Source organism: Mesorhizobium sp. WSM4807 (assembly GCF_055811615.1).
Genome location: NZ_JBVVQY010000005.1, coordinates 1 through 12,848, shown reverse-complemented (window position 1 = coordinate 12,848; position 12,848 = coordinate 1). Strand labels below are relative to the sequence as shown.

Genomic DNA, 12,848 nt, shown 5'->3' with positions numbered 1-12,848 from the left:
AAGATGACGAGAATCCTTCTGGTGGAAGACAACGAAATGAATCGCGACATGCTCTCGCGGCGGTTGTCGCGGCGTGGGTTCGAAGTGCTTATTGCGGAAAACGGACAATCCGGCGTGGAACTAACCATTTCGGAAAGACCGGATCTGATCCTTATGGATATGAGCCTGCCCGTGATGGACGGATGGGAGGCGACACGGCGGATCAAGGCTGATCCGGCCACCTCGGGGATCCCTATAATCGCGCTTTCTGCGCATGCTATGACCAGCGATCGGGAATTGGCGCTTGAGGCCGGCTGCGATGACTACGACAGCAAGCCGGTGGACCTGCCGAGGCTTGTCCAGAAAATCGAACAATTGCTTGCCGCAAATCCGTGAGCCGCCGAGTCGGCGGATTGGAGACATGACTGCCAACGAGTTCCAACGCCACGCAATAGCCGCCCATCTGGCGCAGACGCTTGCTGGACCAGCACGGGCAATCTCGGGATTTCAGGAACTGCTGCTAGAACAGGTGCAGAACCACAGTCTGTTGCACATCACTCCAGATCTTGAGAGGGTCGGCGCCGCTGCCCGGCAATTGAACAGCCTCATCGACAGCTTGATCCATGGCAAAGCCGACTATCCGGACCATGCAGGGCGCGAGATCGAGGCGAAACTGCGCCACGATTTGCGAACACCACTCAACGCGATTATCGGCTACTCCGAAATGATCCTTGAAGAAGCCGAAGAATTGCACGAACACGCATTGGACGAAGATGTCAGGGTGATGCTCGCGGCTGCGGCCGAGCTGTTGGCGCATGTCGATGCAATTGCCGGGCTATCGCGCGCCAGCGACAACGAAGGGCTGTGGACGACGGATCAGGCAGAGATCGATGCAGCAGGGCTCGAAAGGGCGCTGGGCAAGACGGAGCGCGATGCATTCTCAGGACGCAACGGTAGAATACTTGTCGTCGACGACATCGGCAGTAACCGCGATCTTCTCTCGCGCCGCTTGCTGCACGACGGTCATCAGGTAGTCACTGCCGAGTCAGGCCCGTCCGCGCTGACCCGCCTTGCGGAATATGAATTCGACCTTGTTCTGTTGGACATACTGATGCCGGACATGAACGGCATCGAGGTGCTCTCGCGATTGAAAGCTGAGCGCCGGTGGCGGCACATCCCGGTCATTATGATATCGGGGCTGAACGAAGTCGACGCCGTGGTCCGCTGCATCGAGGCGGGAGCCGACGACTACTTGCTTAAACCGTTCAATCCGGTCCTGCTGCGCGCCCGGATCAACTCCAGTCTGGAGAAGAAGCGTTGGCGCGACCGCGAGCACCAGTATCTTCAGCGGATCGAGGCGGAAAAGCGGCGGGCCGACTCGCTTCTACATGCCGTCCTGCCCGGTCAAATCGTTGCGCGGCTGCAAGGGGGCGAGGAGATCATTGCGGACCGGTTCGAGGAAGTGACCATCCTTTTTGCCGATATTGTCGGATTCTCGCCTATCGCAGCGAAATTGCCGGCATCCGACCTTATCAAGCGCCTCGACCGGATGTTCAGCATGTTCGACGCGCTGGCAGAGAAGCATTCCGTGGAGAAGATCAAGACAATCGGAGACGCGTATATGGCCGCTTGTGGTCTTCCGGAGCCGGCGGCCGATCACGCCGACAGGACCGTGGCGCTGGGAAAATCCATGCTGGACTCGTTGAGGCTCTTGGCGCCGGGCAGCGATAGTTTTCGCGTCCGAATCGGCGTACACACCGGACCGGTGATCGCCGGTCTGATCGGCCGACATCGGTTCGTCTATGATGTCTGGGGCGAAACCGTGAACATCGCAAGCCGGCTCGAGTCCCAGGGCGTAGCCGACCGCATGCAAATCTCGGAGGCAACCAGACGCGCTCTGCACGCCTCTTGGGAGCTAGAACCGCGCTGCACTGTGGAACTGAGGGGCGTCGGCACGATGGAAACCTATCTCGTTCGACACTGATGTCTGATTCCCTCAGGATATTCCGCAAAGCGACGCGTAAGCGAGTAGCTTACGGCACCGGCGTTGAGAGGCTATTACTACCATAGCAATCGCGAATCGAAGAGCAGATTAACCAGCGTCCGTGTCATCATCAGCATGACTGGGTTAGGCTCGGCGGACTTGGCTAAGACCACCCGGTCCATCCATATCGAATTTAGTTATGGGTTGCTGGCGAGACTGGAGGCCTATGTCGAGACGGGTATTCTATGCTTCCGCCGCATCGTTCGCGGCTTCATCAGGCGCAAGATCGTTCAAGGCGGGGTCGATCCCGAGGATGTCGTGCAGGAAACCTTGCTGGCCATTCATGTGAAACGGCATACCTGGCGTCAGGACTAACTGTGCTGCCCTGGGTCTACGCCATAGCGCGTTTCAAGCTGATCGACGCCTTTCGGCGGCGCGGGCGGCGCATCGAGATCGAGATCGACGAGATCGCCGAGACCTTCGCCGAACCGGAGGCCGAGACGGTCAGCGAGCGCGACATCAATCGTGCCCTGGACGGCCTGCCGCCGGCGCAGCGTTCCGTGGTTTCGTCGGTGTCGGTCGAAGGCCGTTCCATTGGCGAGACGGCGGTGAAGTTCGGCATCAGCGAGACGGCGGTGCGCGTGTCGCTGCATCGTGGGCTCGCAGCTATTGCTAAACGGTTCGGGGCCAAACAATTCGGGCGGGAATGACATGAGGACCGACGATCTCATCAAGGCGCTCGACGCCGATGCCCGCAGCACGGCGATGCCGCTTGGCTCGGCCTGGTGGATAGGCGCCGGTGCGGCTACGCTGATCGCGGCGGTGGTTTTCTGGCTGGCGATCGGCCCACGCACCGACATCGCCACCGCCATGCATACGATGCGCTTCCTCGCCAAGTTTGTCTTCACGATGGCTCTGGCCGTCAGCGCCTTCGCCTTGATCCGCGCGCTGTCGACTCCCGGTGCATCGACGAACAGGAGGGCGGCCTGGATGATTGTCGCACCGCTGCTGGTGGCCGTGGCGGTGGTGCTGGAGCTCCTTTCCGTGCCTGCAGCCGACTGGGGCCGGCGGCTGGTCGGCAGCAATCTGGTCATCTGCCTGACATTTATTCCGCTGATCGGCATCGGTCCGCTCGCCGTTTTCCTAGCGGTGTTGCGCTATGGCGCGCCGACGCGGCCGGTGCTTGCCGGAACGGTGGCGGGCCTGCTCGCCGGTGGGCTGGCGGCAACTTTCTATGCCGCACACTGCTTCGACGACTCGCCGCTTTTCGTCGCCACCTGGTACACGATCGCAATTGCCATACTCGCCGGGCTCGGCGCGCTCGGCGGGCGGCTTTTCGTGCGCTGGTAGCGACAAGCGACAGCCCGCGAGCGGAGACCGTGATGCTCTAAGGTCAAAACTCATTCATTCTGAACGACCTAGTTCGACCCGTTGACGACCTTGGGCGTTGCAGACTTGAACCTCCAAATCGAGGTCGGGAACCTGACCTTCAGCGCAAGAGCATTCGGGAGTGCGCTCGCGTGAGGTCATTCACCACATTTGGAGGCGACCCGCAGATGCTTTTTCGTGTTATGATGGGCTTGCAACGCGCGTAATCTCGACCTCGGCAATATGGCAGAGGTCGAAAGCTATTGCCTTGGCACAGGAAGCTTTCGCCCCAGCACTTGATCGCCTCCGAAACGCTGGGTGTGCTGCTTTCCCTGACTGACACGGGGCGAGGAGGTTGTCCATGTCCACGAGTAGTATCGACCGCCCGCTGCAGCCCGGCGACCGGGCACCGAATATTGTGCTCGACGCGATCTCGCGCGAAGGCAAGATCGCGCTCGACGATTTTCGAGGCCGTAGCCCGTTGTTGATCGGTTTGTTCCGAGGCCTACACTGTCCGTTCTGCCGGCGCCATGTCGCGGCGATGGCGCAACTCAAGCCGGCCCTGCGTGAGAAAGGCGTCGAATGCCTGGCGGTGGTCAATACGCCGGTCGAGCGGGCGCGGCTCTATTTCCGTTACCACCCGTCACCCGATCTTCTCGCCGCATCCGACCCGGAGCGGGCCTCGCACCGTGCTTTCGGCTTGCGCGAGGTCGGGATGGACACGGTCATGGCGATACCGTTCCATCTCCCGGGCGAGTTGCCCAAGCCTATGGACGTCATGGCAATGAATGAATTTCTTAACAAGAAGGAAGGATATGAGATTACGGAAGTCGATCAGCAGGCGATGGCTTCCAGCCAGGCGCAGCTTGTCGGCCAGTTCCTGCTCGACCGGGCGGGCATCGTACGCTGGAACTTCACTGAAGTTCTGGAGGATGGCCTCAACACCTTCAGAGCGCTGAATCCCGAGGAATTGATGTCGGCAGCTTCCCAAGTTGCACATTAATAGGCTGCGGAAATGGGCTGCTGAAAACTCGCTCGACGGCCACCGTCCTGTGGTGATTCTTTGGATTTAACAATCATCGAAATGCTCAGCGCAGGAGGCTAAGGTCTGCCCGTGGGCTTCGTAGTGATTTCGTTTCAACGGTCTGCGGACCGCCCCGACGCTAGAGTGAGCAAGCCGCATAGGCGGGGCGACGTCCGCTCCTTGCCGCAATCACGTCGTTCCGACAGGCGCGCATACGGCAAGTTTCCACCCATCTCGGCCATTGGCGGCAGCCCGCTGATTGAGTTTTGACCCTAAAGCGGAATGCGTTTGGATTGAACCGGCATTCCGCTCTATCTCTTTGTTTTAGCCGCATTTGTGCGACGCCAAGTGATTCCACTTGGCTGCAAATGCTCTACGTGAAACGCTCTGCCGGGCTGGTTTAAGCCAAATCCATCGGGCTTCGGCGGTCGGCGAGCAAACGGGCAAGGATCGGCCTGATGCGGTCTTCGATCAGCGGCCAAGAAGCTGTCGACAGACAGCCGCATGGTCTTTACTCAGCGCGACCGCGCGCGATGTCCGTGAGCTCGTATCGCCGGTCAGCGCGTCGGAACGGGATGCTCGCCGCGATAATCGTAGAAGCCGCGTCCGGTCTTGCGGCCGAGCCAGCCGGCCTCGACATATTTCACCAGCAGCGGGCAGGGGCGGTATTTCGAATCCGACAGGCCGTCATGCAGCACCTGCATGATCGACAGGCAGGTGTCGAGGCCGATGAAATCGGCGAGCTGCAGCGGTCCCATCGGATGGTTGGCGCCGAGCCGCATGGCGGTGTCGATCGCGTCGACCGAGCCGACCCCCTCATAGAGCGTGTAGATCGCCTCGTTGATCATCGGCAGCAGGATGCGGTTGACGATGAAGGCCGGAAAATCCTCCGAGACGGTGATGGTCTTGTCGAGATGGTTCACATAGGCCTTTGCCGCTTCGAAGGTCTGGTCCTCGGTGGCGATGCCGCGCACCAGTTCGACCAGCTTCATCAGCGGAACCGGATTCATGAAATGGATGCCGATGAAACGCTCCGGCCTGTCGGTCTGCGCGGCGAGACGTGTGATCGAGATCGACGAGGTGTTCGTTGCCAGGATGGCTTCGGGATTGAGCTGCGGGCAGAGCTGGGCGTAGATCTTGCGCTTGACCGTCTCGTCCTCGGTCGCTGCTTCAATCACCAGATCGGCACCCGCAAGATCGGCCATGGTGGGCGCTGCCGAAATGCGCGCCATCGCCTCGTTGCGCAGCTTTTCCTCGAGTTTGCCGGAGCCGACCTGGCGGGCCATGTTGCCGCTGATCGTGGCGATGCCCTTTTCGATGCGGTCGGGTGAGATGTCGTAGACCAGCACCTTGTAGCCCGCAAGCGCGGACACATGCGCAATGCCGCCGCCCATCTGGCCCGCGCCGATGATGCCGATCGTCTCGATCTTGTTCATTACACCGATCCCGTCAAAAGGCCTTTGCGGCCTGCTTTTTGTGCGGTGCAAACTAAAAGGGCGGGGCGACTTCGTCTACCCCGCGCTTCACAATTTAATACGCTTTGCCAGAAGGCGTCAAAGCGCCTTTTGCAGCTCCGGCAGAATGACGAAAAGGTCGCCGACGAGGCCGTAGTCGGCGACCTGGAAGATCGGCGCTTCCTCGTCCTTGTTGATGGCGACGATGACCTTCGAATCCTTCATGCCGGCAAGATGCTGGATGGCACCGGAGATGCCGACGGCGATGTAGAGATCGGGTGCGACCACCTTGCCGGTCTGGCCGACCTGCCAGTCGTTCGGCGCGTAGCCGGCGTCTACGGCGGCACGCGAGGCGCCGACGGCCGCACCGAGCTTGTCGGCGATCGGCAGGATGACTTCCTGGAATTTCTCCGAAGAGCCCAGCGCGCGGCCGCCCGAGATGATGATCTTGGCCGAAGTCAGCTCCGGACGATCGGTCTCGGAAAGCTTGTTCTCGACGAAGCTCGACAGGCCGGGATTGGCCGCCGCCGGAACCGTCTCGACCGGGGCGGAACCGCCCTCGGGTGCGGCCTGGAAGGAGGCGGTGCGCACGGTGATGACCTTCTTGGCGTCGCTCGACTGCACCGTCTGGATGGCGTTGCCGGCATAGATCGGCCGCTTGAAGGTGTCTGATGACACCACTTCGATGATCTCCGACACCTGCGCGATGTCGAGCAGGGCTGCCACGCGCGGCGCGACATTCTTGCCCGATGAGGTTGCGGGCGCGATGATCGTGTCATAGGCGCCGGCTATGCCGACTACGAGCGCCGCCAGCGGCTCGGCGAGACGCTCGGTGAGTTCGTCGGCTTCGGCGAGCAGCACCTTGCTCACGCCCTTGAGCTTGGCGGCGGCGTCGGCTGCCGGCTTGGCGCCCTTGCCGGCGACCAGCACATGCACATCCGAGCCGATCTGCAGTGCTGCCGAAAGCGCCTTGGCGGTCTGGTCGGAAAGCGTAGCATTGTCGTGTTCGGCAATCAGAAGAATAGCCATTATGATATCCCTGACTTTCGTTTTCGAGACACCCTGAAATCCGGTCAGGCCGAGTCGAAAACGGTTGGTTTCGAGAACCGGAGCGGAGCGTACTTCAGTACGTGAGCACCGGAAGCGGAGAAACCGGCCGTTTGCAGGCCGGCCTCATCGGATTTCCTTAGAGCACGCCGGCTTCGTTCTTCAGCTTGTCGACCAATTCGGCGACGCTCTTGACCTTGACGCCCGCCTTGCGGCCGCCCGGCTCCTCGGTCTTGATCACCTTCAGCCGCGGCTTGACGTCGGCGCCGTAGTCGGCCGGGCTCTGCTCGTCGAGCGGCTTCTTCTTGGCTTTCATGATGTTGGGCAGCGAGGCATAGCGCGGCTGGTTGAGGCGAAGATCCGCGGTGACAATCGCCGGCATCTTCAGTTCCACCGTCTGCAGGCCGCCATCGACCTCGCGCGTCACCTTGGCCTTGTCGCCATCGATAACGACCTTGGAAGCAAAAGTGCCTTGCGCCCAGCCCAGAAGTGCGGCCAGCATCTGGCCGGTCTGGTTCGAATCGTCGTCGATCGCCTGCTTGCCGAGAATGACAAGACCGGGCTTTTCCGCCTCGACCACGCCCTTCAGCACCTTGGCGACACCCAGCGGCTCCGTCTGCTCGTCGGTCTTGACCAGGATGGCGCGGTCGGCACCCATGGCGAGCGCGGTGCGCAACGTCTCCTGCGCCTGCTGCGGCCCGATCGAGACAACGATGATCTCTTCCGCCTTGCCGGCCTCCTTCAGCCGGATCGCCTCTTCGACCGCGATCTCGTCGAACGGGTTCATCGCCATCTTGACGTTGGCGAGTTCCACCGCCGAACCGTCAGCCTTCACACGAACCTTCACATTCGCATCCACAACCCGCTTCACGGGCACAAGGATCTTCATTTGCCTGTCACCTCTTTCACGATAGCCACCTCTTTCAAGATAGTCGGGCGCGCTATAGCAGTGTGCGCCTCTTCAGAGTTGTCGAAAGCCGACATTCCGGACGGAATTCTAGCCTCCGACCGCCTAAAGCGCGTCGCATTTGACCGGCCTCACGCGACGCGCCTTAGGTTGTGTGTTTTATGCATGCCGGTATTTGCGCGACACGCATTAGTGGGAAAGCTTCCGTAGTTGCGGCGCCCCCACACGTCAATATCCGGGGCGCGCCCAAATCATCCGCGACGCACTCAAATCGGTTCAGTCCGGACTGGAGGCGCTTCCCCGTCCCCAGCGCGGCGCCGGCTGCGCTAGCGGGTCGCTTGCCGTGGGTTCTGCAGCAGCGGGTGCCGGGCCGACGACCAACGTGGTCTCTTCCTCAGCACCGGCAAGCAGTGGTACGGCGCGATTGCGCAAGATGAGCACCAGCACGGCCCCGGCGATGATGCCGCCGACATGGCAGGCCCAGGAAATCTGATCCTCGCCACCGGCGGCAAACATCACGATCTGGAACAGGATCCACAGGATGAGCGGGATGAAGGCCGGGATGCGCAGCGGAATGCGGGCGAAGGCCAGCACCCATACCTTCACCCTGGGGTAGAGGATCAGATAGGCGGCGACCACGCCGGCGATGGCGCCTGAGGCGCCGATCAGCGGAACCTGCGAGTCCCACGCGATCAGGCCCTGGAAGAAGGCGCCGGCGATGGCGCAAAGCAGGTAAAAGATGAGAAAGCGGACATGGCCGAGCGCGTCCTCGACATTGTCGCCGAACACCCAGAGGAACAGCATGTTGCCGCCGAGGTGGAAAATATCGGCATGCAGGAAGGAATAGGTGACGTAGCTCAGGCTCTCCGGGATGACGACGAACTGCGGAGCCAGTTCGACGCTGTCGTGGACGACCGACGGGATGAAGCCGAGGCCCAGCACAGCGGCGTTGGTGAACTGCTCGCCGCCAAGCGCGGTGGCGAAGTAGACGAGCGTGTTGAACGCGATCAGGCCGATCGTCACATATTGCAGCTTGATGTGGCGCAGCCGGTTGGTGTCATAAAGCGGGATGAACATCGGACCCCCTCCCGCCTCGGCAGATTCAGCGGTTCTTGCCGGGAACCCATAGCACGTCGGCGTTTCCATTGTCATTGACTGCGCGCGCGGCGACGAACAGAAAGTCCGATACGCGGTTGATGTATCTTATCGCCTCGCGGTTGACATGCTCGCCTGGGTCCTGCGTCAAAGCCACCATGATGCGCTCGGCCCGCCGTGCCACCGTGCGGGCGAGGTGAAGGGCAGCCGCCGCCGGCGTGCCGCCGTTGAGCACGAAGGATTTGAGCGGCTGCAGGTCCTTGTTGAGCAGGTCGATGTTCTTTTCGACACGGTTGGTCTGCGCAGCGGTGATGCGCAGCGGCTCATAGTCGAGCGGCTTGCCGTCGTCCGGCACGGCCAGATCGGCGCCGAGGTCGAAAAGGTCGTTCTGGATGCGGCCGAGCATCGCGTCGATCGCCGGATGTGCTGCCGCGGTGTGGATGCGGGCCATGCCGATGCAGGCATTGGCTTCGTCGATCGTGCCATAGGCGTCGATGCGCAGATCGGATTTCAGCCGCCGTTCACCGGTGCCGAGGCCGGTGGTGCCGTCGTCGCCGGTGCGGGTGTAGATCTTGTTGAGCTTGACCACGCTCTGCCTCCCGAAATCGCCACCCGCGTCACTTGCGGGTGAAATACACCGCCAGCATGATCAGCACCAATGCCACGAACTGCAGCAGCACCCGCGTCTGCATCAGCTTGTTGGAGGTCATGCCGGAGCCGCCGCGCATCATGTTGATGAGGCCGCGGGCCAGCACGATCACCACGGCGACCATGACGAGAACAGCGAGGATGTTGAAGACGGTTGCCATAGTGTGTTTCCAGTCGATTGCGTTCAGGCGCGTTTGGCAAGCAGGCGGTAGAGCATTGATGCCGGCAGGATGCGTTTGAGGACAACGCCGATCCTGGCCGGCACCGTTACCACATAATGCGGATGCGGGCGCCGCGACAGAAGCGCATGGCGCAAGGCCGTATGAACCACCTCCGGCCCAGGCTTCAGCCGTGACGTGCTGCCGCCGGCCTGCAGCCGTTGCAGCTGCGCCTGGTAGGCGAGGCGGTGGACGGAATTCTCACGGTCGATATTCCTGAGAAACCACACAAGGCCGTTGCTGGCGATCTTCGATGTGACTGGCCCCGGCTCGATCAGCGAGACATGGATGCCGCTGCCCTGGAGTTCTTGATGCATGCACAGCATCAGCCCTTCGATCGCGTGCTTCGACGCCGAATAGGCGCCGCGAAAGGGCAGCGGCGCCAGACCGAGGATCGAGGAGCAATGGACGAGACGGCCATGGCCCTGGCGGCGCATCACCGGCACGACACGGCGGGTGAGGTCATGCCAGCCGAAGACATTCGCCTCGAATTGCTCCCTGAGTGCTGCCACCGGCAGGTCCTCGACGGCGCCGGGCTGTGCGTAGGCGCCGTTGTTGAACAGGGCACCGAGCCGTCCGCCCGTCCGCTCCAGCACTGACGCCACCAGCGTCTCGATGGATCCGGCCTCGCGGTAGTCCAGATAGAAGGCCTCGATATCATCGGCCTCGAGGGCGGCGATATCCTCCGGCTTGCGTGCCGTCGCGAACACCCGCCAGCCTTCCGCCTTCAGCGCCCGGGCGCAATAGGCGCCTATCCCGGAAGAAGCACCGGTGACGATGATGGTGCGCAACTCTTCTCCAGGAGGAGGCGTGCTTTGACCTAGGCTTGCCATTTGCCGCAATCCCTTCCCATATTCGCGGCGTCGAGACAATCGAAGGGAACGCGGTTCGTGTTGCGGAAGATCGTAGCCGTCAAACGCGTGCTCTATGACGCGTTCGGCCATTTCGATGCAGACGATGGCTGGGCGATGGCCAGTCATCTGGCGATCACGGCGCTGATGGCGCTTTTCCCCTTTTTGATTTTCGCCACGACGCTGGCCAGCTTCCTCGGCGCGCAGGCTTTTGCCGATACCGCTGTGCATCTCGTCTTCGACACCTGGCCCGAGCAGATCGCCAAGCCGATCGCGCGCGAAGTGCTCAACGTGCTCACCGTCCAGCGCACCGACCTGTTGACCTATGGCGTGCTGCTTGCCGCCTTCTTCGCCTCGAACGGCATCGAGGCGCTGCGCACCTCGCTCAACCGCGCCTACCGCGTTTCCGAAACGCGCGGCATCATCTATCGCCGGGTGCAGAGCATCGCCTTCGTGCTGATCGCCACGGCAGGTTTTCTGGTGATCAGCGTGCTCGTGGTTTTCGCGCCCTTACTGGGGCGGCTGGCCGAGGCCAATTTCGAATGGATAAAGCCCTATATGGGCACGATCACGCTGTGGCGTTACATCATCGCCTCCGTCGTCATCGTCGGCGGGCTGTTCGCAGTGCATTACTGGCTGCCTGCGGGCAAGCGCCGCTTCGTCTCGATCATACCGGGCATCATCTTCACGCTGATTGCCTGGCTCATCGGGTCGACCATCTTCGCCGCCTATCTCGACCGTTTCTCGTCCTATGTGACGACCTATGCCGGCCTTGCCTCGATCATGGTCGCGGTCGTCTTCCTCTATATCGTCTCGGCGATCTTCATCCTCGGCGGTGAGCTCAATGCCGCGATCAGCCGCTATCTGGAGGCACGCGCCCGCGTCGGCTGATTCTTGGTCGGCTGAGCGGTTGCCAGCCCGACGCCGAGCGTCGCGATCGCCATGCCGACGATCTGGACCAGGGTCAACTGTTCGCCGAACAATAGCCAGGCGATGACCGCAGTGACCGCCGGGACCAGATAGAACAGCGAAGCGACTTTCGACATCTCGCCGTCGCGGATCATCACCATCAACAGGAAGATGGCGCCGATCGACAGCACCAGCACCAGCCATGCCATGGCAAAGATCAGCTCGCCATTGACGACCAACGTTCGCGTCTCGAAGGCGAGCGAGGCCAGGACCATCACCGACGCGCCGCCAACATATTGCCATTTGGTGGCCGCCACGAGATCGCCGCCGGAGGCGAAGCGCTTCTGCCAGATCGTGCCGGCGCTCATGCCGAGCACCGAGACAAGCGAGGCGGCCAGCGTCTCGGCCGTCACGCCGCCGCCGAGGGCACCGAGCTTCGGCCACAGCACGATGACCACACCGAACAGGCCGATGCCGAGACCGGCCCAATGGCGCGGCAGGATGCCCTCGCCAAGAAACCGGCCGGCCATCACCGCCGTGATCAGCGGCTGCAGCCCGACGATCAAGGCCGAAAGCCCGGCCGGCATGCCTCGATGGATGGCCCAGAACACGCCGCCGAGATAGACGCCATGCATCAGGATGCCGGCGCCGGTCGCGTGCAGCGCTTCCGCGCGGGTCGCCCGCCTGGAACCGAGTGCTGCCATCAAGGCGGCCAACAGGACGGCGGCCAGAATGAAGCGCGCGGCCAGGAAGGTGAAAGGCTCGGCCCACGGCATGGCATAACGCGCGCCAATGAAGCCGGTCGCCCACAGGACGACGAAAGAGGCGGGGATGAACCGCTTGATGCTGTGCATTTTCCGGAGGCTGCCGCGTGGTCGGTGAGGGTTGACTGTCGCGACTGCTCTAATGCGGTTCAACCCGGCAAGCAAAACCAAACGGTTGATCCATAGGCTCACCCGAATTGAAGGAGGCGCTCTGGGGCAGGGAGGTTCAAAACATGATCCAGTTCCTCTGCACAGAGGATTTGGTTCTTCGACCGAGCCCCTGTCGACGGTCGCTGTCGGCCGGCCTCCAGCCGCCATCCCTGACGCTGGCGATTAGCCGTAAGCCCCCGCGCCTAGGGCGGAGCAAGGAGCGAAGCGACGCGGCGCAGACCCTTGGATCCATGCCGTGACATCAGCCGAACAATGCAGCGGCTCAGGATAAATGCTCATCTGTAGTGATCCTTCGCGCCCCCCCCTCTGTCCTGGCCGGCAAAAACCCCCCCCAGGGGGGGGGGTTGGCGCGGGCCCCAATAAAATGTTTGGGCCCCCCCGGGGCCCCCGGGGGGGGGCCCGTAGATCGCGCCCGGGGATTGAAACCAG

13 protein-coding genes and 1 pseudogene are annotated in these 12,848 nt (G+C 62.0%); 6 read left to right on the top strand and 8 right to left on the bottom strand.

Annotation, left to right across the window (positions count from 1 at the left end; all coding sequences use genetic code 11):
• Nucleotides 1-3 precede the first annotated feature (3 nt).
• From AC0L3N_RS07835 to AC0L3N_RS07815, 5 genes and pseudogenes are all read left to right on the top strand, one after another.
• Nucleotides 4-375 carry a response regulator gene (locus tag AC0L3N_RS07835; RefSeq protein ID WP_031255744.1) on the top strand — a complete coding sequence of 124 codons (372 nt, stop codon included), beginning with the start codon at nt 4-6 and terminating at the stop codon, nt 373-375.
• 25 nt (nt 376-400) lie between these two features.
• On the top strand, nt 401-1,963 hold the full coding sequence (locus AC0L3N_RS07830) for an adenylate/guanylate cyclase domain-containing protein (RefSeq protein ID WP_473546841.1): 1,563 nt from the start codon (nt 401-403) through the stop codon (nt 1,961-1,963).
• A gap of 258 nt (nt 1,964-2,221) precedes the next feature.
• Nucleotides 2,222-2,673 (top strand): annotated as a pseudogene (locus AC0L3N_RS07825) (sigma-70 family RNA polymerase sigma factor); the annotation flags it as partial.
• A 1-nt stretch (nt 2,674) separates the two neighbouring features.
• Complete coding sequence (locus tag AC0L3N_RS07820; protein WP_473546839.1) at nt 2,675-3,313, top strand: NrsF family protein; 639 nt, start codon at nt 2,675-2,677, stop codon at nt 3,311-3,313.
• Between the two features lie 379 nt (nt 3,314-3,692).
• A complete protein-coding gene (locus AC0L3N_RS07815; RefSeq protein WP_473546837.1) occupies nt 3,693-4,334 on the top strand; it encodes a peroxiredoxin-like family protein in 642 nt (213 codons plus the stop codon).
• Between the two features lie 578 nt (nt 4,335-4,912).
• On the opposite strand, the gene AC0L3N_RS07810 is transcribed toward AC0L3N_RS07815, so the two are convergent.
• The 7 genes from AC0L3N_RS07810 to AC0L3N_RS07780 form a co-directional block, all read right to left on the bottom strand.
• Nucleotides 4,913-5,791: a 3-hydroxybutyryl-CoA dehydrogenase gene (locus AC0L3N_RS07810; RefSeq protein WP_029348585.1), complete on the bottom strand. Its 879-nt coding sequence runs from the start codon at nt 5,789-5,791 to the stop codon at nt 4,913-4,915.
• Between the two features lie 117 nt (nt 5,792-5,908).
• A complete protein-coding gene (locus AC0L3N_RS07805; RefSeq protein ID WP_123149189.1) occupies nt 5,909-6,838 on the bottom strand; it encodes an electron transfer flavoprotein subunit alpha/FixB family protein in 930 nt (309 codons plus the stop codon).
• A 157-nt stretch (nt 6,839-6,995) separates the two neighbouring features.
• Nucleotides 6,996-7,745 (bottom strand): electron transfer flavoprotein subunit beta/FixA family protein, encoded by a 750-nt coding sequence (locus AC0L3N_RS07800; protein ID WP_473546835.1) that lies wholly within the window; start codon nt 7,743-7,745, stop codon nt 6,996-6,998.
• Nucleotides 7,746-8,039: 294 nt separating this feature from the next.
• Nucleotides 8,040-8,840: a rhomboid family intramembrane serine protease gene (locus AC0L3N_RS07795; protein ID WP_473546833.1), complete on the bottom strand. Its 801-nt coding sequence runs from the start codon at nt 8,838-8,840 to the stop codon at nt 8,040-8,042.
• A 25-nt stretch (nt 8,841-8,865) separates the two neighbouring features.
• Nucleotides 8,866-9,447 (bottom strand): cob(I)yrinic acid a,c-diamide adenosyltransferase, encoded by a 582-nt coding sequence (locus tag AC0L3N_RS07790; protein ID WP_473546831.1) that lies wholly within the window; start codon nt 9,445-9,447, stop codon nt 8,866-8,868.
• 28 nt (nt 9,448-9,475) lie between these two features.
• A complete protein-coding gene (locus AC0L3N_RS07785; protein WP_473546829.1) occupies nt 9,476-9,667 on the bottom strand; it encodes a twin transmembrane helix small protein in 192 nt (63 codons plus the stop codon).
• 23 nt (nt 9,668-9,690) lie between these two features.
• Nucleotides 9,691-10,557 (bottom strand): SDR family oxidoreductase, encoded by an 867-nt coding sequence (locus AC0L3N_RS07780; protein WP_473546827.1) that lies wholly within the window; start codon nt 10,555-10,557, stop codon nt 9,691-9,693.
• A 57-nt stretch (nt 10,558-10,614) separates the two neighbouring features.
• On the opposite strand from AC0L3N_RS07780, the gene AC0L3N_RS07775 reads away from it, so the two are divergent.
• On the top strand, nt 10,615-11,466 hold the full coding sequence (locus AC0L3N_RS07775; protein WP_473546825.1) for a YihY/virulence factor BrkB family protein: 852 nt from the start codon (nt 10,615-10,617) through the stop codon (nt 11,464-11,466).
• Here the strand turns inward: AC0L3N_RS07775 and AC0L3N_RS07770 are convergent.
• Nucleotides 11,436-12,338, bottom strand: a complete 903-nt coding sequence (locus AC0L3N_RS07770) for a DMT family transporter (protein ID WP_473546823.1) — start codon at nt 12,336-12,338, stop codon at nt 11,436-11,438. The two genes, AC0L3N_RS07775 and AC0L3N_RS07770, sit on opposite strands and share 31 nt — an antisense overlap.
• Nucleotides 12,339-12,848: the final 510 nt, after the last annotated feature.